The sequence below is a fragment of the Gemmatirosa kalamazoonensis genome (assembly GCF_000522985.1).
GTDB classification, from domain to species: Bacteria; Gemmatimonadota; Gemmatimonadetes; order Gemmatimonadales; family Gemmatimonadaceae; genus Gemmatirosa; species Gemmatirosa kalamazoonensis.
The window spans coordinates 4,387,773-4,412,997 of record NZ_CP007128.1; the positions used below are offsets into that span (position 1 = coordinate 4,387,773).

The window sequence follows — 25,225 nt, forward strand, 5'->3', positions numbered from 1 at the left end:
GGGCGAGAGGGCAGGAGAGCTTCGGACTCTCCTGCCCTCCCGCCCTCCTGCCCTCCTGCCCTCGCCGTCAGGCGGGCGGTGCAGCCTCGTCGCGCGGGCGGCTGCGACGCTCGTTCATCGCCCCCGCCGACGCGGGCACCTGGAACGACGTCGGATCGCTCGCCGGGAACGTCTGCTCGATCGCGCGGTCGACGAGCGACTCCTCCACCGCGCTCGACATCAGCGACACCAGCTTCTCGCAGAACGCGGGCAGATCGGCCGGCTTGCGGCTCGTGACCAGCTTCTGGTCGACGACGACCTCGCGATCCACCCACTCGCCGCCCGCGTTGCGGATGTCGGTCTGCAGGCTCGGCCACGACGTCAGCGTGCGGCCACGCACCACGTTGGCCTCGACGAGCAGCCACGGGCCGTGGCAGATCGACGCCACCGGCTTGTCGTGCTCCACGAAGTCGCGCACGAGCTTCACGGCCGCCGGATCCGCGCGCAGCCGGTCCGGGTTCGCGACGCCGCCCGGGATCACGAGCCCCTGATAGTCGGCGATCTTCACCTCGTCGACCGAGCGGTCCACCGGGAACGTGTCCGCCTTGTCGTCGTGGTTCATCGCCTGGATCGACTCGCACGCCAGCGAGACGAGATGCACTTCGGCACCCGCCGCGCGCAGCGCCTCCATCGGCTGCACCAGCTCCACCTGCTCCACGCCGTCGGTCGCCAGCACCGCGACGCGGCGGCCCCTCAGCGGATTCTCGTTCGTGCTCGCGGCCGCGCGGTCGGCGAGCATCGGCTTCTCCGGTGCGTTAGGCATCGCTCGTGACGGTCGGGGTTGCGGGATCCCACCTCACTCCGGGCGCTCGGCGTCGTCCGCGTCGCGCGTGCCCTCCTCCGCCCGGCCGCCCTGCCGACCGGACGCCGAGTGCGCGCCGCCGTGCAGCCCGCCCTCGCGGTGATGCTCGCCGCGCGCCTCCTCCGCGTCGCGCTCGTTGCGCGCGCGCAGCTCGGCCAGCGCGGGGTTCACGCCGCCCTGCGGGATCAGGTTGTCGCTCTGCTTCGCCGGGTCGGACGACTCGACGTAGTGCTCCTTGTGCTCGGGGATGAACTCCTGCTGCCGACGGTCCTTGTAGTCGGTCGCGCCGGCCTCGCCGGGATCGATCGCGTACTGGTCGGGACGCTTGCCACCCATGTGCTCCTCCTGTCGTGGGTCCGGGGCGGTCGAAGGTCATTAACCGTGCCGGGCGGCCCGCCTCTCGCACGGTTCTGCCGTATGGCGAACCCGACCGAGAAGTACGACGCGTATGCCCGGACCATTCTCGAGCTGCCCGGCGTCCCCGACGGACGCATCGACCTCCGCCGTCCGCTGGACGACGCCGCACGGGCGGCGCTCGCGGCGGTCGGACTCGATCGACCGTTCGCGGTGCTGACGGCCGAGAACCCGCACGGCGACAACGAGGAGGACGCGCCGTCGCGCGACGCGGAGCGTGACCGCGAGGCCGTGAACGACGCGCAGCTCGCGACGCTCGTGGACGCGTTAGGCGCGGCGCACACGCCGTTCGTGCGCGTGGACGGCACCGCGCCGGACGGCAGCTATCGCGAGCGGTGCGTCGCCGTGATGCTGCCGCGCGACGAGAGCGTGGCGCTCGCCCGCCGCTTCGGTCAGCTCGCCCTGTTCTGGTTCGACGGGCAGGGGTTCTCGCTCCTGCCTGCGGAAGCGGGGGAGCCCCCTCGGCGGCTTCCGTTCGACGGCGATCGTTGAGGCGCGGACGCCCGGAACCGTCGCGCGCTCGCTACAGCCGAGCCCGGGAGCGGGTCGGGGGCGGAAGTCAATCCTACAGCCCCGGACCGGGAGGGGGCATATTTGGGCCGTGCCCATCGTTCCCCTCCACGGCCACCACGGCGTGCGCGAGCGCCTGCTGGGCGCGCTCCAGCGTGACGCCCTGCCGGCGAGCCTTCTGCTCACCGGAGCGCGCGGCATCGGCAAGCAGCGCCTCGCGCTCTGGCTCGCCCAGGCCGCGCTGTGCGAGCGGCGGGCGGAGGCCCCGTGCGGCGCCTGCCGGAGCTGCCGGTTCGCCAGGGAGCTGACGCACCCGGACCTGCACTGGTTCTTCCCGCGACCGCGGCTGAAGGACTCCGACCCGTCGGTGGGCGAGGTCCAGGCGGACTACGCCGACGCGACCGCCGACCGGGTGAAGGCCCGCGGCCTCTACGCCCCCCCGTCGGGCGCCGAAGGGATTTACGTCGCCGCCGTGCGGGCGCTCGTGCAGCTCGCGTCGGTCTCGCCGGCCATCGGGCGGCGGAAGGTGTTCGTGGTCGGCGACGCCGAGCGGATGGTGCCCCAGGAAGGGTCCGACGCGGCGGCGAACGCGTTCCTGAAGCTGCTCGAGGAGCCCCCCGCCGACACCGTGATCGTTCTCACGTCGAGCGAGCCGGGGGCGCTGCTCCCGACGATCCGATCGCGGGTCGTCTGCGTGCGCGTCGCGCCGCTCACCGACACGGAGATGCGCGCGTTCGCCGACGACGAGGTGGTCGCCGGAGCCATCGGCAAGGTATCCGCGGACCGGTTGGAGGCCGCCGGCGGGGCCCCAGGAGCGCTCGTGGCGGGGGCCGAGCAGGACGGCCCCCGCCACGAGGCGCGGCGGCTGCTGGAGACCGTCACCGCCGGCACCCGCGCCGACCGGATGCGGTTCGCGTTCTCCCGCGGTGCCGCGGGGGCACGGGGCGCGTTCAGCGACATGCTCGACGAGCTCACCGTGGCGCTCCACGACCTCGCCCGCGAGGCGAGCGGACGCCCCGGCGAGCCCGCCCCGGACCCCGCCACCGCGCTCGGCGCCAGCCGGGCCGTGGCGGCGGTGGAGCAGGCCAAGGTGCGCGCGGAGGGGAACGTCAGCCCGCAGCTCGTCACCGCGTGGCTGCTCGGCGAGCTCACCGGAGCGCTGCGATGACCCGACGACCCGCGGAGGGGCGCGCGCTGTCGCACGTCGACGCGTCCGGGGCGGCGCGCATGGTGGACGTGTCCGCGAAGGCGGAGACCGCGCGCACCGCGCGCGCCGCCGGCGCGATCCGCATGTCGGGCGACGCGCTCGCGCTCGTCCGCGAGAACCGGGTCGCGAAGGGGGACGTCCTGAGCGTCGCCCGCATCGCCGGGATCATGGCCGCGAAGCGCACGTCGGAGCTCGTTCCGCTCTGCCATCCGCTGCCGCTGTCCTCCGTGGTGGTCGATCTCCAGCTCGACGAGGCCTTGCCCGGCGTCCGCGTGGAGGCCACAGTAGCGACGACCGCCCGCACCGGCGTGGAGATGGAGGCCCTGACGGCGGTGAGCGTGGCGCTTCTGACGGTCTACGACATGGTCAAGGCCGTAGATCGGGGCATGGAGATCGGCCCGGTGATGCTGCTGGAGAAGGCCGGCGGCGCCGGTGGACCGTGGAGCCGAGCATGAGCGCCTGCCAATGGCCGAGCCCGGCACAGACGTTGCTCCTAGTCGAGAACCGTCCATGACTCACACGACCAGCACGCCGTACGCTCGTCGCGGCGAACAGGCACGGAAGCGCCGTCGGAACCGCCGCCTGCTCCTCGCGAGCGGTCTCACGGCCACGGTGATGGTCTCGGCCCGGCATCCGGAGCCGAAGCTCGCCACGGCCGCCCCGGTGAAGCCGCTCGCCTCGCTCGTGCGCGGCCACCGGCTGGCTGCCCCGGAGCCGGCGTCCGAGCGGCTGTACGCGCCGTCGCCGGCCCTGCTCCGCGCGCCGGTCGCCGTCCGTGGCCTCGCCGCGGTGGCGGACAGCATCGGCACGGCGCAGCGGCTGCGCCGGTGGCACCGCGTCTACCGCCTCGCGGGGCACTACGGCGTGGCGCCCGACCTGGCCGTCGCGATCCACGACATCGCGCTCGCCGAGGGGATCGAGCCCGACCTCGGCTTCCGGCTCGTGCGCGCGGAGAGCGAGTTCAACGAGCGGGCGACGAGCCCGGTCGGGGCGGTCGGCCTCACGCAGGTGATGCCGGCGACCGCGCGCTTCTTCGTGACCGGCAAGCTGACGCGCCGCCGCCTGTACGACCGGCACCTGAACCTGCACGTCGGCTTCCGGTACCTGCGCGGCCTCATTCGCGAGTACAAGAGCCTGCGCCTCGCGCTGCTCGTCTACAACCGCGGCCCCGCCGCGGTGGACCGCGCGCTGAAGAACGGCGACGACCCGGCGAACGGCTACGAGGAAGTCGTCGCGAAGGGCTACGAGGGCCGCGGCGTCGTCGGGCGTTAGGCCTTTCCGGCTTTCGACGTCGACGACTTCGACGAGTTCGACTTCGACGGGTTCGACTTCGACGCCTTCGACGGCGACCCCTTCGACGGCGACGCCTTCGACGGCGTCGCCTTCTTCCCCGTCGCGTTAGGCTCCTTCGCCTTCGCCGTCTTCGCCGCCTTGGTGGCCACGGCACGCGCGCGGTCGGTGCTCTTGCGCGGCGATGCGGCCGATGCGTCATCCGTGGAGTCGCGCTTCTTCCCGGACGCCGCGTGCGCCGCGTGCGCCACGTGGGCCACGGTGTCGCGCGTGGCGGGCGCCGCGGGCATCGGCAGGCCGGCGATCGGGGCGTCGTCGTAGCTCGGCACGTCGCGCGAGAAGTCGAGCACCGCGCGCGTCGGGACGCGCACCGGCTGCCCCGACACGAGGCGCCCCTTCCACTTGCCGTGCGTGACCACGTCGAGCCCGGGGTTGTAGCGGCGCAGCAGCGCCGCGGCCGGCACGCCGGCGCGGTCGCTCAGCGCGTCGAACGACTCGCGCTTCTTCGTCGTGAGTCGGCGGAACGCACGGCGCTCGCTCGCCGGCAGCTCATCGAGCGCGCGCGCCGTCGCCGCCGCCCGGCCGACCGGCACGCGCACGACCGTCGACGCGCCGGGAGGCGTGAGTCCACGCAGCAGGTGCGGGTTCAGCTCCAGCAGCTGCGCGCGCGACACGTCGGCCGCCGACGCCACGGCGGCGAGCGGCGTGAGCGCCGGGACGCGTACGCTGTCGTAGGCGTACGCCGGGAGCGACCGCACGGTGATGCCGTAGCGCGCGGGCTCCTTCGCCACGAGCGTCGCCGCGATCAGCTGCGGCACGTAGTTCTTCGTCTCGGAGCGCAGATAGCCGGCCGACGACAGCGCGAAGAACCGCGCGTCGGCCGACGACCTCGCCTCCGCGGGCGCCGGCGCGATCGGTGCGCTGTCGTCGGGGGCCTGCAGCACCGCGGTCGAAGCCTCCGCCGCGTCGGCCGTGTCGTTAGGCATCTCGGCGATGATGGCCTGCGACATCGAGTCGAGACGCGCGGCGCTCACGCGCAGGCTGTCGTCCATCGCGAGCTGGGCGAGACCCTTCGCGACGCGCGTCTCGCCGCCGTTGTATGCCGCCGCCGCGAGGAACGGGGAGCCGAAGTGCGAACGCAGCCAGCGAAGGTTGCGCGCCGCGGCATCGGTCGAGCGCACGGGGTCGCGCCGCTCGTCCACCCACCAGTCCACGCGCAGCCCGACGTCGCGCGCGGTGCCGAGCATGAACTGCCACATGCCCACCGCCTGCACCCGCGACGTCGCCTGCGGGTCGTAGCCGCTCTCGATCAGCGCGAGGTAGCGCATGTCCTCGGGCACGCCGGCCGCGCGCAGCTTCGCGCGGATCATCGTCTCGTAGCGCGTGCCGCGCTCGAGCTGTGCGGTGAAGTCCTCTCGGTCGCGACCGGAGAACAGCGATACGTAGCGCCGCACGCGCTCGTCGCTCTCGAAGTCGTGCACCGGGAGGTCGAACGTCACGCCAGGCGCGTGCACGTGCGACGGCACCACGGAGTCCGTCGCTGCCTTGTTGCGCGCGGCGCGAGCGGGGCGTGCGGCGCGCTTCGCGTCGCTCGTCGGCGGCGTCGCGCCCGCGAACGTCTCCCCCGCGTCCGCCTGGCGGACGGTCGGCGCCGGCGTGGGCGCGGTCACCGGATGCGGCGCGGTCGCGCAGGCGGTCGTCGCGGCGAGCAACGCGCCGAGCAGGGGCGCGGGACGGCGACGAGTGACGAGCGCGGCGCGGAGCGGGGCCACGGCGGGGGAGCTGCGGGTGGGAGGCGACGCGCCGGCGGGGAGGGCGCGCCTTGCGAGGACCGTTCGGCCGCGACGGACGCGGCGGTCGTGCGCACGGAGGAGGGACGATCGGGGCGCCGTGTGCCGCGGGCGCCGCGAAGGAACCTAACGCGCCTCGTGTCGCTTGCCAGCGGGTGAACGCCGCGACCGTGCGCCGCGGATCACACGCGGCGCCAACGGCACGCGGTCGTCACGAACCGGAGCGGAGGTTGCGGACGCGGTTCGTCGCGTTCAGCACCGCAACGACGGCCGCTCGGGCGAGGTTCTCCTCGTTGCACGCGGCGCCGAGCAGCCGCGCCGGCCCGGGCTCGCCGGTGATGCCGATGAGCACCAGCGTCACCGTCTGGTCGAACGCGCGGACGGTCTTCGCGCCGGCGACGTAGAACGGTGGAGCGGCGGGCATCGCGGCGCGCAGCGCCTTCACCGCCGCCTCCGCGGCGATGCGCACGTCGCCGGTGGCGCTCGACGCGTCCTCGTGCGACGCGACGACCGGACGGCCTTCGGGGCTCTCCAGGTGCACCTCGACGCGGTAGCGCACGGAGGGGCCGAGCCGCGCGCGCACGTCGACGAGTCGGACGCGCGGCGGCTCGCTCCCGGCCGTTTCGGTGGGGAGCGCCAGGAGGTGGTGAGCGGAGTCGGTTGCGGACATAGGCGAGACGGGTGCGGGGCCACGTCGCGAGCCGCCGAGCCGGACGTGCCCAGTGCACGTTGCCCGGCAGGGGGACGGCCGAGTGACATCCGGGGTCACAGTGCGACCGCGCTTATGGATGAGGCCGTGACACGCGCCACATCGCGTCGTGTTTCTGGCCGCCGGATGTCGGGCATTGCGCGGGTCCCCGCGGACGAGCCAATTCCCGTCATGCGACCCCTGACAGTCTCGGTCACTGCACTGCTCCTCTGCACTGTGACTTCGGTCACGCCACGGGCCGGGGCGGCCGAGCCGATCGATTCGCTGCGGGCGCGGGTGGAGCGGCGGGTGGCCGAGCTGCGCGGGACGGCGCCCGACGCGTTCGTCGCCGTGGCCTGGCGCGATCTCGGGACCGGCGAGCGGCTCGACCTGCACGGCGACTCGGTGTTCCACGCGGCGAGCACGATGAAGGTGCCGGTGATGATCGAGCTGATGCGGCGGAGCGATCGCGGCGCGCTCGCGCTCGACCAGGAGATCCTGCTCGTGAACCGCTTCGCGTCGATCGTGGACGGCTCCCCGTACGCGCTCGACACGGGCGACGACTCGGACAGCGCGACGTACGCGCTGGTCGGGCGCCGCGTCGCGGTGCGGGAGCTGATCCGGCGGATGATCGTGCGGTCGAGCAACCTCGCGACGAACGCGCTCATCGCCCTCGCCGACCCTGCGCAGGTGACGGCGACCGCCGCTTCGCTCGGCGCCGTTCGCACGCGCGTGCGGCGCGGCGTCGAGGACCAGAAGGCGTTCGACAAGGGACTCAACAACGTGACGACGGCGAGCGACCTCGCGGCGCTGCTCGAGGCGATCGAGCGCGGGCGCGCGGCGTCGGCCGGCGCCTGCGCGGAGATGCGGCGCGTGCTGCTCGGCCAGGAGCTCGACGCCGGGTCGATTCCCGCAGGGGTGCCGCCGGGCACGCGGGTCGCCCACAAGAGCGGGCAGATCACCGGCGTGCTCCACGACGCGGCGATCGTCTATCCGCGGGGCCGGCCACCGTACGTGCTCGTCGTGCTCACGCGCGGCATCCCCGACGAGAAGCTCGCCGCGGCCGCGATCGCCGACGTGTCGCGGCTGGTGTACGCGTACGCGGCGCCGAACGAGGCGACGACGTCACGTCGTTAGGCGGGCCTTCCGGCGGCACTTCTCCTCGTACAGCGCGGCGTCCGCGTTGGCGAGCAGGTCCTCCAGCGTGGGCGGCGCCGAGCCGTCGGCGCGCCGCGCGTGCGACTCGCTCGCCACGCCGACGCTGAGGCTCAGCACGTACGACTGGCCGTGCGCGGCGTTCGCCGCGGCGAGCCGCTGCTCGATGCGAGCGGTCACGGCGCGGGCGATCGCCGCCGCGTCCATCCCCCACGCCGTGCACCGCGAACGCGACGAACTCGTCGCCGCCCAGCCGTCCGATGACGTCCGACTCGCGGAACGTGGCGCGCAGCACGTCGGCGACGGTGCGCAGCGCGACGTCGCCCTCGGCGTGGCCGTGGCCGTCGTTGATGCGCTTGAAGTCGTCCATGTCCATGTAGAAGACGAGCACCGGCGCGCCGCGCTCGCGCGCGCGGTCGAGCGCCTGCCCGGCGACGGTGAGGAACCCGCGCCGGTTGTACAGCGTCGTCAGCTCGTCGACCAAGGACAGCGAGCGCAGCGCGGCCTCGGCCTGCTTGCGGTCGGTGATGTCGCGCATGACCGACGAGTAGTACGTCGGCCGGCCGTCGGCGCCGAAGTGCGCGATGAGCACCTGCTCCACCGGCACGTCGCGGCCGTCGCGCTTGCGGAGCACGGTCTCGCCGCGCCACGTGCCCTCGCGCGCCGCGATGCGCGTCGCCTCCTCCAGCGCGCCGCCGGGCATCAGCTGCGGCTGGACGTCGGCCATCGAGAGGTCGTACGCGCCGTCGGCCGAGCGCTGCGGCGGAAGGCCGAGCATCGCGCGGCCGGCGCCGTTCAGGTACTGCAGGCGGCCATCGATGTCGCTCACCGTGACGACGTCCGGCGTCTCCTCGAGGATCGCCGCGAGCCGCGCGCGCGCCGACTCCGCGCGGCGCCTGTCGCTGATGTCGCGCGTGAACAGCGCGAGCCCGCCGGGGATCGGCACGGCGCGGACGTGCAGCCACTGCTCCTCCCCCGCCTCGGTATACACGCACCGCTCGTCGTCGAACGACACGCGGCCCTCGGCGACGGCGACGTACGTGTCGTGGAGGTCGAGGCGCACCTGCACCGGGAAGCATTCGCGGAGCCGCGTGCCGATCACCGCCGCGCGCGGTCGGCCGGCGAGCCGCTCGGCGGCCGCGTTCATGTCGATGACCGCGAAGTCCACGACCCGCCGCCCGTCGCGCAGCGAGCGCAGGAACACCCACGCCTCCGGGATCGCGTCGAGCGCCGCTCGCTGGTACCGCTCGGTGGCGAGCGCCAGCTCGCCCGTCGGTGAATCGGCGGGACGGGGTGCGAGGGCGACCGGCGCGTCCAACGGCGCCGTGGCGTCTGCCATGTCGGGGGGATGGGGCGGAGGCGGGAGCGCGACCGACGTACCGTCGCGCCGGCAACTCGTGGAGCGGCCGCCTCCTATGACGAGCCGGTCATGGTGACGTCACCGCGCTCGCGGCCGGGCCGCCGGCAGGAATGGCGAGCGATGCGCGGGGTGGGACTCGAACCCACGACCTTGCGGTTAAAAGCCGCTTGCTCTACCGACTGAGCTACCCGCGCCATCCCGACCCAGGGCGCCGGGGAATCTAACCGGTGTCCCCCGGCGCGGCGCGGACGTTGCGGCGTTTAACTGTGTCAGTGGCGGCGTGGTCCCCCGCGACCGGCCGTGCCCACCGACCTCATTCTCCGCATCCGGAGGGCAGCTCGGTATGGAAACCTGGAGCGACAGCGCGTCCACCGAGTCCGGCGCGGGCCGACGATCGGCCGGCGATCGGCTGCATGCCGCACTGGACGCCGTGCTCCAGGCCTTGGGCACCCCTGCCGCCCCGCTCGACATCCTGCGGCGCGTGGTCGTGCGCTACGGAGCGCTCGCCCACGAGCAGGCGGTCCAGCTCGAGGACATGCTCGCGGCGCTCACCCGCGGGGTGCGCGGGGTCCTCGCCTCGCACCCCACGACCGCCGAAGCCGAGCTGCTGGCGTTCGTACAATGGTGGGCCGTTCACGGCTACCATCGCGCGGACTGATCCTCAGACCGCCTCGAGCTCCCGCTCCTCCAGCGACGACAGGATGCTCGACGCCGCACGCTCGGCGTGCACGCGGAGCTCGGGGACGGCGGTCGCCTCCCAGTAGCGCGCCTTCAGCAGCGGCCCGACGTGGTGCAGCACCCGCGACGGCACGCCGTGCCGGTCGAGCAGCGCGCCGTCGTCCGCCGTCTCGACGCCGAGGCCGAGCGTGTCGGGCATGAGCAGACCGCGGTCGCGCAGCGAGGCGATGAGCGGCTCTGCGAGGCGCCGCACGTCGGCGTCGGGGCCGGTGCAGTTCAGCACCCGTGCCACGCGCACGAGCTCGGGGCTCGACGCGCCGCGCCGCTGCAGCGTGACCGTGACGCCGTCCTCGTCGGCGGCGTAGCGCAGGACCCGTCCGGCGACGACGGCGAGCCGACCAGCAGCGGCGTGCCCGCGCAGCGCGGCGTCCAGCTCCGGCGCGGTACGGTGGCGGTGGACGTCCCAGTAGACGCGCAGGTGCCGGAGGAAGCGGGCCCGCTCGCGCACGCCGAGCCGCGCCCAGAGCTGCGGCGTTATCGGACGGAGCGACCCGATCACCTCGCGCCAGTCGACGCCGGCGGCGGCCAACCGGGCGACGTGGGCGCGGACCGCCTTGAGGTAGGCGAGCGCCGTCGGCGGTCCGGTCAGGATGTCGGGCGGCCGATGATCCGACGCAGGTGGCACGCTCGGCGACCGGTGCGGCAGGGGAAGCAGGCCGCGGCGCGCGACGGCGAGCATGCGGCCGGCGCCGCGCGCCTGGAGGTCGAGCGCGATGTCGAGCATCGTGAGGCCCGTGCCGATCAGCAGCACCGGCTCGCCCGGCTGCACGACGTCCAGCGCGCCGGCGCTCCACGGATCGCGGACGTAGCGCGGGCTCCGGTAGAACTCCGGCGTGTGCACCGGCGGATCGGCGGGCGCGAAGTTGCCGAGCGCGAGGACCACCCGATCGGCGCGCACGACCTGGCCGTCGGCGAGCCGGAGGCGGGCCGAGGCGCCGTCGTCGCAGAGGTCCAGCGACACGACCTCGTCGACCACGCGCTCGAGCGTCGCGCCGTCCACCGCGCTCGACTCGGCGGACGAGAGCACGTGCTCCAGGTACTCGCCGTAGAGGCGGCGCGGGACGAACGTGCCGCCGGCCACGCCGGGAAGCCGCCGCTGCGCGAAGCGGAGGAAGTCGTCCTCGTCGTCGACGAACGCGCTCATGCGGCCCGCCGGCACGTTCAGGACGTGGGCCTCGGTGCGCGTGCCGTACGCGACGCCGCGTCCCATCGGGCCCGAGCGGTTCACGAGGAGCACACGGAGGGGGCCCGCCGCGCGGCGCAGCAGGTGCGCCGCGACGAGCGTACCGCTGAAGCCAGCGCCGACGACGGCTACGGTGTAACGAGGCTCGGTCATCCCCAATGATGGGGTCGCCAGTGGAATCTGGCCACCCGTGGGTGGTACCGATCGTGCGCTTCCGCGGCGCGATGATCCCGGTGCTTCCTCCCGATTCGTCCGCCCGGCCGCGCGGCGCTCCGATGCTCGTTCCCGAGTGGCGTCGGCTTCCCGTGGGGGCTGAGATGGCGCCGGACGGCGGCGTGCACTTCCGGGTGTGGGCGCCGCGGTGCGAGCGGCTCGAGCTCGTCCTGGAGTCGTCGAACGGCGCCGCGCCGCGCTCGGTGGCGCTGGCGCGCGAGGCAGGCGGCCACTGGTCGGGGCTCGTCGAGGACGCCGGCGCGGGCACGCTGTACCGCTACCGCATCGACGGGGAGGGCCCGTTCCCGGACCCGGTGTCGCGCTTCCAGCCGGAGGGGCCACACGGGCCGAGCGAGGTCGTGGATCCCGGAGCGTTCCGGTGGACCGACGCGGCGTGGCGCGGCGTGCCGCGCGACCGGCACGTGCTCTACGAGCTGCACGTCGGCGCGTTCACGCGCGACGGCACGTGGGCCGCCGCGGCGGAGCGGCTGCCCGGGCTCGCGGAGCTCGGCGTGACGACGCTCGAGGTGATGCCGGTGGCGGAGTTCCCGGGAACGTTCGGGTGGGGCTACGACGGCGTCGGGCTGTATGCGCCGACCCGGCTGTACGGCCACCCCGACGACTTCCGCGCGTTCGTGGACCGGGCGCACGCGGCCGGCATCGCGGTGATCCTCGACGTCGTGTACAACCACGTCGGCCCCGACGGCAACTACCTCGAGAAGTTCTCGCCGTGGTACTTCAGCGAGACGCACGGCACGGACTGGGGCGCGGGGTTCAACTTCGACGGGCCGCACTGCGAGCCGGTGCGCGAGTTCGTGCTGTCGAACGTCGAGTACTGGATGACCGAGTTCCACCTCGACGGGCTGCGCCTGGATGCGACGCAGGCGATCGTCGACGACTCGACGCCGCACATCCTCGTCGAGATCGGCGAGCGCGCACGCGCGGCGGCGATCGGCCGCGAGACGCTCGTGGTGAACGAGAACGAGCCGCAGCGGGTGCAGCTCGTGCGCCCCGTCGACGCCGGCGGGTGCGGGCTGGACATGATCTGGAACGACGACTGGCACCACAGCGCGCTCGTCGCGTTAGGCGGCCGCGACGAGGCGTACTACACCGACTATCGCGGCACGGCGCAGGAGCTCGTGTCGGCGGCGAAGTACGGCTTCCTGTTCCAGGGACAGTGGTACCGGTGGCAGCGGCAGCGGCGCGGCACGCCGACGTTCGGCGTCGAGCCGTGGCGGTTCGTGCACTTCCTGCAGAACCACGACCAGGTCGCGAACTCGGGGCGCGGCGAGCGCGTGCACCGGCTCACGAGCGCGGCGCGGCTGCGCGCGCTCACGGCGCTGCTGCTGTTAGGCCCGCAGACGCCGATGCTGTTCATGGGCCAGGAGTTCGCGTCGTCGGCGCCGTTCCTGTTCTTCGCCGATCACGGTGCGGATCTCGCGCGCAAGGTGGCCGTGGGGCGGCGCGCCGAGCTCGCGCAGTTCGTGAACCTGTCGCTCGACGAGATGGAGCGCGAGCTCGCGCGCCCCGACGCGCGGGAGACGTTCGAGCGGTGCGTGCTCGACGACGCGGAGCGCGAGCGGCACGCGCCGTGGTGGCGGCTGCACCGCGACCTGCTGCGGCTGCGGCGCGACGATCCGTGGATCGCGACGCCGGGCGTACGGCTCGACGGCGCGGTGCTCGCGGAGCACGCGTTCGTGCTGCGCTACTTCGCGGCCGACGGCGCCGACCGACTGATCGCGGTGAACCTCGGCCGCACGCTGCACCTCGATCCCGCGCCGGAGCCGCTGCTCGCGCCGCCCGAGGGCCGGCGGTGGCGCATCGCGTGGTCGAGCGAGGACCCGCGCTACGGCGGGCTCGGCACGCCGCCGCTCGATGCACCGGAGGCGCCGACGTCGCCGCCGCAGAAGCCGACGGTGCGCTGGCACACGGAGAACTGGCGCCTGACGGCGGAGTGCGCGGTGGTGCTCGCGCCCGAAGGCTGACCCGACATGGCGACACCGCACACGCGACCCATCATGCAGGAACGACTGATCGACCGCGTCACGCGCCGGCCCGCGTTCGACCCCGGCGCCGCCGACATCGAGCCGCTGCTCACGCGCGAGTGGCTCGTGACGAACGGGCTGGGAGGCTACGCGTCGGCGACCGTCGCCGGGGTGGTCACGCGCCGCTACCACGGCCTGCTCGTGTCCGCGCTGCCGAACCCGTTCGGCCGCATCGTGATGCTGAACCATCTCGTGGAGGAGCTCACGCTCCCCGACGGCACGCGCGCAGCGTTAGGCGGCGAGGAGTACGCGGCCGGCAAGCTGGAGGCGTCCGGTGCCCAGTACCTCGTCGACTTCCAGCTCGAGGCGGGGCTGCCGGTGTGGCGCTACCGGCTCGGCGGCTGCACGATCGAGCGGCGCGTCTTCATGCCGTACCGCCAGAACACGGTGTTCATCACCTACCGGCTCGTGGAGGGCGACTGCACGGTGCGCCTGTCGCTGCGCCCCGCCCTGCACTTCCGCGGTTACGAGGATCCGGTGACGACGCCGCACGAGGCGCGGTACCAGCTCTCGGCAGCCGACGGGCACTACACGGTGACGAGCGAGGGAAGCACGCTGCCGCCGCTGCGCTTCCGGGTCGTCGGCGGCGCGGCCGCGTCGACGGTGGAGCCGGTGCGGATGAACGAGCTGCTGTACCGCGTGGAGGAAGCGCGCGGCTACGCATACACCGGCGCGCTCTGGTCGCCGGGATGCTTCTCGATGGAGATCGCGCCCGGCGCGACCGCGGCGCTCGTCGCGTCCGCGGAGCCGCTCGACGTGATCGACGCGCTGTCGCCCGACGAGGCGCTGCAGCTCGAGCTCGAGCGGCGGCGGCGACTGCTCGCCCGCGTGCCGGATTCGCTGCGCGACGCGGTGGGCGGAGAGCTCGTGCTCGCGGCCGATCAGTTCCTCATCCAACCCGCAGGGCGGCTGCGCGACCGCGTGCGCGCCCAGGCGGTGGGCGACGAGGTGCGCACCGTGATCGCGGGCTACCACTGGTTCACGGACTGGGGGCGCGACACGATGATCAGCCTCGAGGGCCTCACGCTCTCGACGCGCCGGTACCGCGAGTCGGGGTTCATCCTGCGCACGTTCGCGCAGTACGTGCGCGACGGTCTGATCCCGAACATGTTCCCCGACGGCGCGAACGACGGCCTGTATCACACGGCCGACGCCACGCTGTGGTTCTTCCACGCGCTCGACCGATACGTCGCGCTCACCGGCGACCGCGCGACGCTGCGGCAGCTCCTGCCGACGATGACCGACATCGCCGACCACCACCTGCGCGGCACGCACTACGGCATCCGTGTCGACCCCGCGGACGGGCTGCTGCACGAGGGGCAGGAGGGTTATCAGCTCACGTGGATGGACGCGAAGATGGGCGACTGGGTGGTGACGCCCCGCCGCGGCAAACCGGTCGAGATCAACGCGCTCTGGTACAACGCGCTGTGCATCCTGGAGGAGTGGGTGCGCACGGAGCGCGGCGAATCGGCGGCCGAGCCGTACGCGCGGGCGGCGGAGCGGGCGCGCACGTCGTTCAACGCGCGCTTCTGGTACGAGCGCGGCGGGTATCTGTACGACGTCGTCGACGGGCCCGACGGCGACAGCACCGAGCTGCGACCGAACCAGATCCTCGCCGTGTCGCTGCCGCACGCGGTGCTCGACGCATCGCGATGGGAGGCGGTCGTGAGCACGGTGGAGCGCGAGCTGCTCACGCCGTACGGTCTGCGCTCGCTCGCGCGCGGCGACAAGGACTACAAGCCGCGCTACTTCGGCGACCTGCGCGCGCGCGACGGCGCGTACCACCAGGGGACGGTGTGGGGCTGGCTGATCGGCCCGTGGGTGGACGCGTGGCTGAAGCTGCATCCCGACGAGCCGTCGGATGCGCGCCGCTTCCTCACCGCGCTGGTCGACCATCTCGACGAGTTCGGGGTCGGCTCCGTGGCGGAGATCTTCGACGCCGAGGCGCCGTACACGCCGCGCGGGTGCATCGCGCAGGCGTGGAGCGTGGCGGAGCTGCTGCGCTGCTGGCAGCGGACCGCGCCGACGGGAACGGACGTGCAGCGCCGCGGCGACCGCGCGGCGGCGTTCACCGAGGGCGTGGGAGGAACGCGCTGATGCCGCGCACCGGACGGCCGCGCGGCGGCACCGACGCGACGCCCGCGCCACGCCGGCGCGCCGCACTGCACCTCGTGGCGCCGGAGCGCGGGCGCGAGCGCGTGCCCGCGTTCGCCCCGCCGTCGCCGCGCCGCGGGCGCCACTCGCGGTTCGTCATGCGCCCGAAGGCGCTGCTCACCGGCGCCGCCGCGGTGGCCGATGCGCTCGCGTCGCGCGCCGAGCCGGCGATTCCGTTAGGCGGCCCGTCCGCCCAGGAGCGCGCCCGCCGCCTGCGCGCCGCCTACGACGCGAGCGTGCACGACGACGGGCAACGGACGCTGCTGCGCGAGATCATGGACCACTTCCGCGCCTGGTGTCGCGCGCATGCCCTCGGCGATCCGTTCGTGAACACGTAGCGGCGTGGCTGCGTGGCTGCGTACGCACGGCACGCAGCGACGCAGCCACGCAGCCACTACCGCGACGCCGTCAGCAGCGCCGGCGAGGAGCCTCCGGGCGCGTACGCGTTCTGGATGTACTGCGACACCATGCGCTGCGTGTTGAAGAACGATCCGTTGATGGCGATCGCGTTGCGCATGACCTCCGCGTAGCGGTACGGCAGCCCGTAGTAGAGCGGCAGCACGACGCGCTCGAGCTGGTAGTACAGCTCCGGGATGTCCTGCGACGGGTCCTGGGGCAGCTTCGCATCGGGCCCGATCGCCCAGCCAGTCGTCCCCTCCAGGCACCCCTCGATCCACCAGCCGTCGAGGACCGAGAGGCTCGGCACGCCGTTGAGCGCCGCTTTCATGCCGCTCGTGCCCGACGCCTCGAGCGGCTTCATCGGGTTGTTCAGCCACACGTCGGAGCCCGACGTCAGCAGGTGCCCGAGCTGCATCTCGTAGTTCTCCACGTACACCACGCGGAGCGCGTCGCCGAGCGCGTGCGCCGCCTCGTGGACGCGGCGGATGAGGAACTTCCCCGCCTCGTCGCGCGGATGCGCCTTGCCGCCGAACACGATCTGCACCGGGCCCACGTGCCTAACGATCGAGCGGAGCCGGTCGAGATCGGAGAAGATCAGGTCCGCGCGCTTGTACGGCGTGGACCGGCGCGCGAAGCCGATCGTGAACACCTTCGGGTCGAGCGTCTGGCCGGTGCGCCGCGCGACCTCGTCGAGCATCGCCTGCTTCGCGGCGGCGTGCGCCTCGCGGATGTCGTCGAGCGGGATCGTGAGCGCGTAGCGCAGGTACTGGTTGTCGCGCCGCCACTGCGGGATGTGGCGATCGAACAGGTCGCGGAACGGTGCCGACGTCCACGTCGTCGCGTGCACGCCGTTCGTGATGGCGCCGATCGGGAACTCGGGGAACATCTCCTGCGACACCTCCTGGTGCCGCAGCGCCACGCCGTTGATGAAGCGCGAGCAGCGGAGCGCGAGGCGCGTCATGTTCAGCTCCTCACCCTCCCACAGCCCGGCCGAGTCCAGCAGCGCCGCGCGCTCGCCGAGCACCTCGCGCACGAGCGCCATCGGGAAGCGATCGTGTCCGGCGGGCACCGGCGTGTGCGTCGTGAAGATGCAGCGCCGCTCCACCGCCTCGACGTCGTCGACGCCGACCTCGGACACGCTGGCGCCGCGCTCGGCCAGCCGGCGGTCGAGCAGCCAGAGGCAGAGCAGCGCGGCGTGTCCCTCGTTGATGTGGTACTGCCCGTCGTGGTCCAGCGCGGCGAGCAGCGCGGCGCCACCCATCCCGAGCACGACCTCCTGACAAAGGCGGTAGCGGTTGTCGCCGCCGTACAGCGTGTCGGTGAGCGACCGGTCGTAGTCCGAGTTCTCCGGCAGGTCGGTGTCGAGCAGGTACACCGGCACGACGTGGTCGCTCACGCCGCGGATGTCGTAGCGCCACGCGCGCACGCGCACCGGACGCCCCTCGACCTCCACCGTCACCGCGTGCGGCACCGGCGGCAGACGCGTCTCGGGATTCCAGTTCCAGGCGCTCTCCGTCTGCACGCCGTCGGCGTCGAGATGCTGGCGGAAGTAGCCCTTGCGATGCGCGAGCGTCACGCCGACGATCGGCGCGCCAAGGTCCGCTGCGGAGCGCAGCGTGTCGCCGGCGAGGACACCGAGGCCCCCGCTGTACGTGGGGATCGCCTCTTCGAGGCAGATCTCCATGGAGAAGTAGGCGACGGCCGGGATCGAGCCCGTTGCCATACGGTCCTCGAGATTCAGAAGGTCGAGCGGGCGCGAGGAACGGCGGCGCTCCGCGAAAGGAGGGGGCTCAACAGGCCCTCAATTAGGGGTGTACCGCCGCGCGCGGCAAGCGTTCCCCGGTCACCCCCAAGGACGAGCGACCGCGCGATGCGTTGCAACGACGCCACAGTCGCGCCTCGGCGTGCCTCGCTCACCATGCGAGGCACGCCACGGGAAGAACGCCGAGCGCGACGCCCACCCCCAGCCGCGCGCCATCCGGGGTATGCACCGTACCGGTGAAGCGGTCGAGCACGCGGCGACCGCCGGCGGACTCCGGAAGCAGAAGCGTGGTGTCCCCCCAGACAGCCGATCCCACCGGGATCGCGCCATCGCGCCGCAGGCCGAGCGGGAGGCGCGGCGCGACGACGACGAGGCCCCGCCCTTCCCCCTCGCGCGCGAATGCCACGACGTGGCGCGCCGCGGCGCCGATCACCTCGATCGGCCGGTACGCGCCGGCCGCGAACAGCGCCGGCTCCTCGCGCCGCAGTCGCAGCATCGTGCGCAGCACATGGAGCTTGAGCCGCCCGTCACCGGGCCCGTCGAGCAGTCGCGCGGCTGCCGCGTCGGGCGCCGACCAGTCCTCGGCGTCCAGCGCGTCGAGCAGCTCGGCGCGGCGCGCGAAGTCCACCGGGCGTCGGTTGTCGGGATCGACGAGCGCGAGCGCCCACAGCTCGCCGCCCTGATAGGTGTCGGGCGTGCCGGGGCTCGCCGTCTGGATCACGGTGCGCGCGAGCGACGTCCACCAGCCGGCGCGCGCGATCCACTCCACGAGCCGACCGAGCTCCTCGCGGAACGCGTCGCCCGCCTGGCCCTCGACGAGCGCGGCGACGAACGCGTCGAGCCCCTGCTCGTACTGCGCGTCCGCGTCGGTCCACGACGTCTGCGCCTTCGCCTCGCGCGCCGCCTTCCGCATGTACGTCGTGACGCGCTCCTTCAGCGACGCGCGCTCGGCGTCGTCGGCCGGGCCGCCTAACGGCCACACGCCGACCAGCGTCTGATACAGCAGGTACTCGGCGTTCGCGTCGGGCGCGCCGCGGCGGTTGACGAGACGGTGCAGCGGCGCATGCCGACGCCGCCACCGCGCGACGAGCCGCGTCCACTCGGGCGCGATCTCGCTCAGCGCGTCGAGACGCGCGCGGACGTCGGCGCTGCGCTTCGTGTCGTGGGTCTCGACGGCGAGCAGCTGCCGCGGCCACGCCATGAGACGCTCGACGTTGCCCGCATGCAGGCGGCCGACCGCATCGGCGAGCGGCCGCGACGGCTCGCCGCCGACCTCGCACAGCGACGCGAGCGGGAACCAGCGATAGAGCGCCGTGTCCTCGACGCCCTTCGCCGTCGCCGGGCCGCTCGTCTGCTGGAACCGGAGCACGAACTCCGCCGCCGCGCGGCGCGCGCGCTCCGAGACGTCGGGCTTGCCCGACCACTCCCCGCGCAGCACGTCGGCGACGAACTGCAGCGCGAAGCGGTCCGCGGCGCCGTGGCCGAACGCGCGCGCGAGCGTCTCGCCGATCCACCGGAAGTCCTCGGGCGACGCGTCCAGCGTGCCGTCGTCGCCGACGCGCAGGTACGTGCGATACACCGGCAGACCGACGATCGTCTGCACGACCGCCTCCTGCAGCGCGGCGCGCGGCAGCCGCGGCGCTACGCCGCGCGCCGCCCGCTCCAGGTGCCTAACGAGGCGGCGCACGTCGGTGTCGAACGCGTGACGCAGCACGTGCTCCTTGCCGCGCGCCGCGACATCGTGGAACCCGCCGCGGTCGGTGCGAAGCCGCAGCAGCTTGCGGTACGCCGCCTCCAGCGCCGCCGCGCCGTCCGGATCGACGAACACCGACTCGAGGTCGTTCAGATACTCGTAGCCCGTGGTGCCGTCGGTGGTCCACGCGGGCGGCAGGTGCTCGTCGGGCGAGAGGATCTTCTCGACGAGGATCGGCAGCGCCTCGCCGGGACGCCGCTCGTCGACCGCGCCGCGCAGCCGCTCGAGATAGCCCCGCGGATCCCGCAGCCCGTCCACGTGATCGACACGCAGTCCGTCGACGAGCCCCTCGGCCACGCGGTCGAGGATCCACTGGTGCGTGACGGCGAACACCGCGGGGTCTTCGGCGCGCACCGCAGCCAGCTCGCCGATGTCGAAGAAGCGGCGATAGTTGATCTCGCGCGGACCACGTCGCCAGTGCACGGCGCGCCAGTTCTGGAGCTGGAGCAGCGCCTCCACGCGATACCGTCCCGCCTCGCCGTCCGCGAACTGCGCCAGCACGTGGTCGACGTACGCGCGCAGCTCCGCGGAGCCGCGCACCGCGTCGGCGAGCGACTGCGCGGCGCGCGACGCGCTCGCCTCGTCGAGCGACGCGCCGCCTTCGGGGAACAGCGCGTCGCGCAGCGCGACGACCTGGTTGCGGCCCTTGGGCGACAGCTCCTGCGTGTGCTCGAACGCGAACACGCGGTGCACGGTACGCGGATCGACGGGCCACTCGTGCTCGAAGTACACGAACCGGAACTCGTCGTCGCGCCAGTCGAGCTTCAGCTCCCGGCGATCGAGGACCGCCGCGAGATCGTCGCCGAGCACCGGCAGCACGAGCAGGCCCTCGCGACCGGGCACGCTCCAGTCGACGTCGAACACGCCGGCGAAGCGCGAGTCGCGCCCCCAGCGCAGCACGTCCATCCAGAACGGATTCGCCGGGCCGACGCCCATGTGGTTCGGCACGATGTCGACGAGCACACCGAGCCCCTCGGCGTGCGCGGCATCGCACAGCGCGCGGAACGCCGCGTCGCCGCCGAGCTCCGGGTTCGCGGCGCGCGGGTCCGCGACGTCGTAGCCGTGCCGGCTCCCCGGCCGCGCGGCGGTGACGGGCGACAGATACAGGTGCGACGCGCCGAGCCGCGCGACGTAGGGCACGATCGCGCGCGCGTCGTCGAAGCCGAAGCCCGCGTGGAGCTGCAGCCGGTACGTCGCCGTGAGCGGCGGCGCCCCGTTAGGCACCGCCGTCACGGCACCCACGCGCGGTCGGCGCCGAGCGCGCGGCGCGCCGGCGCATCGGTGGCGAGCTGCTCGAGCGAGAGCGAGAGCCTCCGGCGCCAGCACGGGTACTTGTCCTGCCCCACGCCCGGCATGTTCACCGGCTCCGTCTCGCCCACGAGGTCGTCGAGCGACAGGCCGACGAGCCACGACGGCGAGCGACGGAGCAGCGCGTGCACCGCGGCGCGCACGTCGATCTCGGAGACCGCGTCCGGATCGCGGTTCGCCTCGTCGTCGTCGAGCAGTCCCTCGTCGACGAGCAGCGCGAGCAGCGCCGCGCGGTCGCACGCGCGCTCGCGCAGCGCGTCGTCGTGCGCGGCCTCGTCCCGCAGCAAGCCGACCTCGCGGCGGAGCGCCACGTCGCGGCCGTGCCACCATCCGGCGAGCGGCGCGAGGTCGTGCGTGTTGGCGGTCGCGAGCGCGCCGCGCGGATAGCGCCGCGGCGGACGGAAGCGCCCGCCCTCCTCGCGCTCGAAGTAGAGCACCTTCGACGACAGCACGCCCCACCGCGCGAGCGTCGGCGGCACCTCGGGCGGCACGGTGCCGAGGTCCTCCCCGACGACGAGCGCGCCCGCCCGCGTCGCCTCGAGCGCGAGGACGCCGAGCAGATCGTCCGTCGGGAAGCGCACGTACGCGCCCTCGGCGCCGCTCATCCCCTCGGGGATCCAGAACTGCCGGAACAGGCCGAGCACGTGATCGAGGCGCAGGGCGCCGCTGTGGCGCATCGCGTTGCGCAGCAGCGCGGCCCAGTAGCGGTAGCCGTCGGCGCGCATCGCGGCGGGATGCAGCGGCGGCAGCCCCCAGTTCTGTCCCTCCGGGCCTAACGGATCCGGCGGCGCGCCGACGCTCACGCCCGTGACGAACAGCTCCGGCTGCGCCCACACGTCGCTGCCCGCGGGCGACGTGCCGATCGCGAGATCCTGATAGAGCCCGATCGGCATCCCCGCGACGCGCCCGCGCCGCGCCGCCTCGGCGAGCTGTCGATCGAGCTCGAACTGCAGCCAGCGGTGCAGATCGACGCGCTCCTCGTGCTCGCGCGCGAACGCCTCCACCGCGCCGGAGCGCGCGTCGCGGAACTCGTCGGGCCACTCGCGCCACCACCCGGCGCCGCCGGCGCGGAAGTGCTCGTCGAGCGCACGAAACCGCGCGAAGCTCTCCAGTGCCTGCCCCTCGCGCTCCACCCACGCGGCGTAGTCGGCGCGGCGCTTCGTGCGGCGGCGCGCGCGGAAGACGCGGTGCAGCGTCTCGAGCGCGGGCATCTTGAGCGCCATGACGGCGTCGTAGTCCACGAGGTCCGCGTCACGCAGCCGGCGCAGCTCGGGCCCGTGCGCCGTCTCGTCGAGCCCCGCGCTCGCGAACTCCGGCACCGCTTCCACGTCGAGGTACAACGGGTTGCGATAGAGCCGGCTCACGGGGCTGTACGGGCTGACGTCGCCTTCGGCGTTGCGCAGCGCGTGCAGCGGATTCACGCCGACGAACGCGGCGCCCGTTCCCGCCGCGTACTCCAACAGCGTCGCGAGGTCGGAGAGATCGCCGACGCCCCAGTTCCGCGCGCTGCGCACGGTGTAGAGGTTCGCGGTCACGCCGAATACGCGCTGCGCGCGCAGCAGCGACGCCGGGTCGGGACAGCGCGGTGGCACCACGATGAGCCGCTGCTCGCCGGCGAGCGTCGCGCCGTCGACGCGCGCGGTGGCGCGCACGGTGTGGTAGCCGAGCCGCGCCTCGTCCGGCGGCGCGAGAACCACCGCGAGCGATCCATCGTGCTCGACGCGTGTGCGCCCCTCTTCGACGCGCGCGCCGCCACCCTCGTACGTGATCTCCACGCGCCACTCGGCCTCGCGGCCGCCGTGGCCGCCGAGCGTCAGCTCGACGACCTCGCCTTCGTCGGCGCGCGCCACGCGCACCCGCGCGAGCAGACGCGTGCGGCGCTCGTGCGCGAGCTCGTCGAGCAGCGCGCGCGCCGCGTCGTCGTCCGGCGCGTCGTGGCCGAGCGCCGCGAGCAGCGCGCGCCGCGATTCGTCGCCCGTCGTGTGCCGCTCGCCCGTCTGATCCACGTACTCCGGCAGGATGCCGACCGCGTCGGCGAGCCGCGCGAGCGGCGATGCATCCGTCATCCGTGCGCCGGGCCCCCCGCTTCCTGACCCGCCTCCCCCTCGGTGCGCACGGCGAGCGCGGGTTCCGCGTCATCGGTCGTCGGCGCGGCGGGCGGCGCATCTTCCGGCAGCAGCACGAGCGCGCCTAACGGCGGCAGCGTGAGCTCCACGCTGTGCTCGTGCCCGTGGAACGGCACCGCCTGCACCTCGAGGCGATCGCGCTGCCCGTAGCCGCTGCCGCCGAACCGCGCGTCGTCGGACGAGAGCGCGAGCCGGTATGCGTGCGTCCCCGGCACGCCGATCCGATATCGCTCGCGCGGCACCGGCGTGAGGTTGAGCACGATCACCGCGTGCGCCGGCCCGTCGCAGCGGATGTACGACACGACGGAGTTCTGCCGGTCGCCGACGTCGATCCACTTGAAGCCGGTCCAGTCCGCGTCGCGTCGCCAGAACAGCGCGTTGTCGCGGTACAGCGCGCCCAACGCCTCCATGAAGCGATAGAACGACTGCCGCATCGGGTCGCCGAGCAGGTGCCAGTCGAGGCTCTGGTCGTGGTTCCACTCGCCGCCCGGCGCGAGCTCGGTGCCCATGAACAGCAGCTTCTTCCCCGGCCGCGTGAACTGGTACGCGAGCAGGAGGCGCAGGTTCGCGAACTTCTGCCACGGATCGCCCGGCATCTTCTGCAGCAGCGATCCCTTGAGGTGCACCACCTCGTCGTGCGACAGCGGCATGATGAATCGCTCGCTGTACTCGTACATCATCGCGAACGTCAGCTGGTCCTGATGGTACGAGCGGTACACCGGGTCGACCGAGAAGTACTTCAGGGTGTCGTGCATCCACCCCATGTTCCACTTGAACGTGAAGCCGAGCCCTCCCTCGCCGACCGGCTTCGTCACCCCGGGCCACGCCGTGGACTCCTCGGCGATCGTCATGCACCCCGGGTGCTCGGTGCGCACCGCGTGGTTCACCGCGCGCAGGAAGTCGATCGCGTCGAGGTTCTCGCGGCCGCCGTAGCGGTTGCGGAGCCACTGGCCCGGCGAGCGGCTGTAGTCGAGGTACAGCATCGACGCGACGGCGTCCACGCGCAGGCCGTCGATGTGGAACTCGTCGAGCCAGAACAGCGCGTTCGCCAGCAGGTAGTTTCGGACCTCGAGGCGGCCGTAGTTGAAGATCAGCGTGCCCCAGTCCGGATGCTCGCCGAGCCGCGGATCCTCGTGCTCGTACAGCGCGGTGCCGTCGAAGCGGCGCAGCGCGTAGTCGTCCTTCGGGAAGTGCGCCGGCACCCAGTCGAGGATGACGCCGATTCCCGCCTGGTGCAGCGTGTCGACGAGGTAGCGGAACTCGTCGGGCGTGCCGTAGCGCGACGTCGGCGCGAAGAAGCCCGTGACCTGATAGCCCCACGAGCCGTAGAACGGGTGCTCGCCGACCGGCAGGAACTCGACGTGCGTGAAGCCGAGCTTCTTCACGTGCTCGGCGAGCTTCGGCGCGATCTCTCGATACGAGAGCGGACGGCAGCCGTCCTCCGGCACGCGCGCCCACGAGCCGAGGTGCACCTCATAGATCGACATCGGCTCGTGCACCGGATCGCGCGCGGCGCGCGCCTTCAGCCACCCGTCGTCGCCCCACGTGTAGCGACCCTCGGGCACGACGATGGACGCGGTGGCGGGCGCCTGCTCCATCATCTGCGCGAACGGATCCGTCTTGAGACGCGGAGTGCCCTCGCGCGTGAGCAGCTCGTACTTGTACAGCGTCCCCGGGCCGAGCTCCGGCACGAACAGCTCCCACACGCCCGACGCGCCGAGTCGCCGCATCGGGTAGACGCGGCCATCCCAGTTGTTGAACGGGCCGACCACGCTCACGCGCCGGGCGTTCGGCGCCCACACCGCGAACGCGACCCCCGGGACGCCGTCGACCTCACGGTGGTGCGCGCCGAACTTCTCCCACAGCCGGCGGTGCGTGCCCTCGTTGAACAGGTGCACGTCGACGTCGCCCAACGTCGGGAGGAAGCGGTACGGATCGTCGTGCTCCCACGTGCCGCCGCCGTGGAAGTGCAGGCGCAGCCGGTAGCGGAACGGCAGCGTCTCGCCGGGGAGGAAGATGCCGAACAGCCCGCGCGCCTGCATCGGCATGTCGACCGCGGATCCGTTAGGCAGCACGCACTCGGCGCGCGTCGCGTCGGGGTGCCATGCGCGGATCGTGATCCCCGCGAGCCGGTCCACGACGCCGGGATGCGCGCCGAGCAGCGCGTGCGGCTCCGCCAGCTCTCCGGCGTGCAGCCGCGCGATCTCCATCGCGGTCGGCGGCGGCGCGGGCATCCCGACGGGTGCGGCGGCGTCGGGCACGGTCGCCGTCGACGACGGCGGGGTGTTC

19 protein-coding genes and 1 tRNA gene are annotated in these 25,225 nt (G+C 73.4%); 9 read left to right on the forward strand and 11 right to left on the reverse strand.

What is annotated here, in order from left to right; genetic code table 11:
• Positions 1 to 67: 67 nt before the first annotated feature.
• The gene (locus tag J421_RS19160) at positions 68 to 802 is read right to left on the reverse strand and encodes a type 1 glutamine amidotransferase domain-containing protein (RefSeq protein ID WP_025412781.1); all 735 of its coding nucleotides are present in this window, start codon (positions 800 to 802) and stop codon (positions 68 to 70) included.
• Between the two features lie 33 nt (positions 803 to 835).
• Complete coding sequence (locus J421_RS32905) at positions 836 to 1,177, reverse strand: hypothetical protein (protein ID WP_025412782.1); 342 nt, start codon at positions 1,175 to 1,177, stop codon at positions 836 to 838.
• Positions 1,178 to 1,258: 81 nt separating this feature from the next.
• On the opposite strand from J421_RS32905, the gene J421_RS32910 reads away from it, so the two are divergent.
• From J421_RS32910 to J421_RS19180, 4 genes are all read left to right on the forward strand, one after another.
• Complete coding sequence (locus tag J421_RS32910; RefSeq protein WP_025412783.1) at positions 1,259 to 1,747, forward strand: DUF3293 domain-containing protein; 489 nt, start codon at positions 1,259 to 1,261, stop codon at positions 1,745 to 1,747.
• Between the two features lie 109 nt (positions 1,748 to 1,856).
• On the forward strand, positions 1,857 to 2,933 hold the full coding sequence (locus J421_RS19170) for a hypothetical protein (RefSeq protein WP_158508841.1): 1,077 nt from the start codon (positions 1,857 to 1,859) through the stop codon (positions 2,931 to 2,933).
• Positions 2,930 to 3,427 (forward strand): cyclic pyranopterin monophosphate synthase MoaC, encoded by a 498-nt coding sequence (gene moaC / locus J421_RS19175; protein WP_025412785.1) that lies wholly within the window; start codon positions 2,930 to 2,932, stop codon positions 3,425 to 3,427. Before J421_RS19170 ends, moaC begins: the two co-directional genes overlap by 4 nt.
• Before the next feature lie 55 nt (positions 3,428 to 3,482).
• Positions 3,483 to 4,244 carry a lytic transglycosylase domain-containing protein gene (locus J421_RS19180; protein ID WP_025412786.1) on the forward strand — a complete coding sequence of 254 codons (762 nt, stop codon included), beginning with the start codon at positions 3,483 to 3,485 and terminating at the stop codon, positions 4,242 to 4,244.
• Here the strand turns inward: J421_RS19180 and J421_RS19185 are convergent.
• Both J421_RS19185 and J421_RS19190 read right to left on the reverse strand, forming a co-directional pair.
• On the reverse strand, positions 4,241 to 6,034 hold the full coding sequence (locus tag J421_RS19185) for a lytic transglycosylase domain-containing protein (RefSeq protein ID WP_025412787.1): 1,794 nt from the start codon (positions 6,032 to 6,034) through the stop codon (positions 4,241 to 4,243). The genes J421_RS19180 and J421_RS19185 overlap by 4 nt on opposite strands.
• A 229-nt stretch (positions 6,035 to 6,263) precedes the next feature.
• Positions 6,264 to 6,722, reverse strand: a complete 459-nt coding sequence (locus J421_RS19190) for a hypothetical protein (RefSeq protein WP_025412788.1) — start codon at positions 6,720 to 6,722, stop codon at positions 6,264 to 6,266.
• Between the two features lie 255 nt (positions 6,723 to 6,977).
• Here J421_RS19190 and J421_RS19195 point away from each other — a divergent pair, with 255 nt between their 5' ends.
• Positions 6,978 to 7,877: a serine hydrolase gene (locus J421_RS19195; RefSeq protein ID WP_201773044.1), complete on the forward strand. Its 900-nt coding sequence runs from the start codon at positions 6,978 to 6,980 to the stop codon at positions 7,875 to 7,877.
• Here J421_RS19195 and J421_RS19200 read toward each other — a convergent pair.
• Both J421_RS19200 and J421_RS19205 read right to left on the reverse strand, forming a co-directional pair.
• Positions 7,768 to 9,234, reverse strand: a complete 1,467-nt coding sequence (locus J421_RS19200; protein ID WP_104022819.1) for a sensor domain-containing diguanylate cyclase — start codon at positions 9,232 to 9,234, stop codon at positions 7,768 to 7,770. The genes J421_RS19195 and J421_RS19200 overlap by 110 nt on opposite strands.
• Before the next feature lie 142 nt (positions 9,235 to 9,376).
• Positions 9,377 to 9,449, reverse strand: a tRNA-Lys gene (locus tag J421_RS19205).
• Between the two features lie 149 nt (positions 9,450 to 9,598).
• On the opposite strand from J421_RS19205, the gene J421_RS19210 reads away from it, so the two are divergent.
• A complete protein-coding gene (locus J421_RS19210) occupies positions 9,599 to 9,913 on the forward strand; it encodes a hypothetical protein (RefSeq protein ID WP_025412792.1) in 315 nt (104 codons plus the stop codon).
• A gap of 3 nt (positions 9,914 to 9,916) precedes the next feature.
• Here J421_RS19210 and J421_RS19215 read toward each other — a convergent pair whose 3' ends face one another.
• Entirely contained in the window at positions 9,917 to 11,329 is a 1,413-nt protein-coding gene (locus tag J421_RS19215) for an FAD/NAD(P)-binding protein (RefSeq protein WP_025412793.1), read from the reverse strand.
• Between the two features lie 122 nt (positions 11,330 to 11,451).
• Between J421_RS19215 and treZ the strand changes: the two genes are divergently transcribed.
• The 3 genes from treZ to J421_RS19230 are packed head-to-tail and all read left to right on the forward strand — an operon-like array spanning position 11,452 to position 15,926.
• Positions 11,452 to 13,374, forward strand: a complete 1,923-nt coding sequence (treZ, locus tag J421_RS19220) for a malto-oligosyltrehalose trehalohydrolase (protein ID WP_025412794.1) — start codon at positions 11,452 to 11,454, stop codon at positions 13,372 to 13,374.
• Positions 13,375 to 13,407: 33 nt separating this feature from the next.
• Entirely contained in the window at positions 13,408 to 15,531 is a 2,124-nt protein-coding gene (locus J421_RS19225) for an amylo-alpha-1,6-glucosidase (protein WP_104023174.1), read from the forward strand.
• Positions 15,531 to 15,926 carry a hypothetical protein gene (locus tag J421_RS19230; RefSeq protein ID WP_025412796.1) on the forward strand — a complete coding sequence of 132 codons (396 nt, stop codon included), beginning with the start codon at positions 15,531 to 15,533 and terminating at the stop codon, positions 15,924 to 15,926. The genes J421_RS19225 and J421_RS19230 overlap by 1 nt, the downstream gene beginning before the upstream one ends.
• Before the next feature lie 56 nt (positions 15,927 to 15,982).
• Here J421_RS19230 and glgP read toward each other — a convergent pair whose 3' ends face one another.
• The 4 genes from glgP to glgB form a co-directional block, all read right to left on the reverse strand.
• Positions 15,983 to 17,710 carry an alpha-glucan family phosphorylase gene (gene glgP, locus J421_RS19235; protein ID WP_025412797.1) on the reverse strand — a complete coding sequence of 576 codons (1,728 nt, stop codon included), beginning with the start codon at positions 17,708 to 17,710 and terminating at the stop codon, positions 15,983 to 15,985.
• A gap of 190 nt (positions 17,711 to 17,900) precedes the next feature.
• On the reverse strand, positions 17,901 to 20,744 hold the full coding sequence (treY, locus tag J421_RS19240; protein ID WP_025412798.1) for a malto-oligosyltrehalose synthase: 2,844 nt from the start codon (positions 20,742 to 20,744) through the stop codon (positions 17,901 to 17,903).
• Positions 20,732 to 22,876 (reverse strand): 4-alpha-glucanotransferase, encoded by a 2,145-nt coding sequence (gene malQ / locus J421_RS19245; RefSeq protein ID WP_025412799.1) that lies wholly within the window; start codon positions 22,874 to 22,876, stop codon positions 20,732 to 20,734. Before malQ ends, treY begins: the two co-directional genes overlap by 13 nt.
• Positions 22,873 to 25,170, reverse strand: a complete 2,298-nt coding sequence (glgB, locus tag J421_RS19250) for a 1,4-alpha-glucan branching protein GlgB (RefSeq protein WP_201773167.1) — start codon at positions 25,168 to 25,170, stop codon at positions 22,873 to 22,875. Before glgB ends, malQ begins: the two co-directional genes overlap by 4 nt.
• Positions 25,171 to 25,225 lie beyond the last annotated feature (55 nt).

What these genes read in the sequence shown, in the direction of transcription:
- J421_RS32910 (WP_025412783.1), top strand. Translation starts at nt 1,259, where the DNA reads ATGGCGAACCCGACCGAGAAGTACGACGCGTATGCCCGGACCATTCTC.
- malQ (WP_025412799.1), bottom strand. Translation starts at nt 22,876, where the DNA reads ATGACGGATGCATCGCCGCTCGCGCGGCTCGCCGACGCGGTCGGCATC.
- moaC (WP_025412785.1), top strand. Translation starts at nt 2,930, where the DNA reads ATGACCCGACGACCCGCGGAGGGGCGCGCGCTGTCGCACGTCGACGCG.
- J421_RS19200 (WP_104022819.1), bottom strand. Translation starts at nt 9,234, where the DNA reads ATGGCAGACGCCACGGCGCCGTTGGACGCGCCGGTCGCCCTCGCACCC.
- J421_RS19210 (WP_025412792.1), top strand. Translation starts at nt 9,599, where the DNA reads ATGGAAACCTGGAGCGACAGCGCGTCCACCGAGTCCGGCGCGGGCCGA.
- J421_RS19180 (WP_025412786.1), top strand. Translation starts at nt 3,483, where the DNA reads ATGACTCACACGACCAGCACGCCGTACGCTCGTCGCGGCGAACAGGCA.
- J421_RS19190 (WP_025412788.1), bottom strand. Translation starts at nt 6,722, where the DNA reads ATGTCCGCAACCGACTCCGCTCACCACCTCCTGGCGCTCCCCACCGAA.
- treZ (WP_025412794.1), top strand. Translation starts at nt 11,452, where the DNA reads ATGCTCGTTCCCGAGTGGCGTCGGCTTCCCGTGGGGGCTGAGATGGCG.
- J421_RS19230 (WP_025412796.1), top strand. Translation starts at nt 15,531, where the DNA reads ATGCCGCGCACCGGACGGCCGCGCGGCGGCACCGACGCGACGCCCGCG.
- J421_RS32905 (WP_025412782.1), bottom strand. Translation starts at nt 1,177, where the DNA reads ATGGGTGGCAAGCGTCCCGACCAGTACGCGATCGATCCCGGCGAGGCC.
- J421_RS19215 (WP_025412793.1), bottom strand. Translation starts at nt 11,329, where the DNA reads ATGACCGAGCCTCGTTACACCGTAGCCGTCGTCGGCGCTGGCTTCAGC.
- J421_RS19160 (WP_025412781.1), bottom strand. Translation starts at nt 802, where the DNA reads ATGCCTAACGCACCGGAGAAGCCGATGCTCGCCGACCGCGCGGCCGCG.
- J421_RS19225 (WP_104023174.1), top strand. Translation starts at nt 13,408, where the DNA reads ATGCAGGAACGACTGATCGACCGCGTCACGCGCCGGCCCGCGTTCGAC.
- glgB (WP_201773167.1), bottom strand. Translation starts at nt 25,170, where the DNA reads ATGCCCGCGCCGCCGCCGACCGCGATGGAGATCGCGCGGCTGCACGCC.
- glgP (WP_025412797.1), bottom strand. Translation starts at nt 17,710, where the DNA reads ATGGCAACGGGCTCGATCCCGGCCGTCGCCTACTTCTCCATGGAGATC.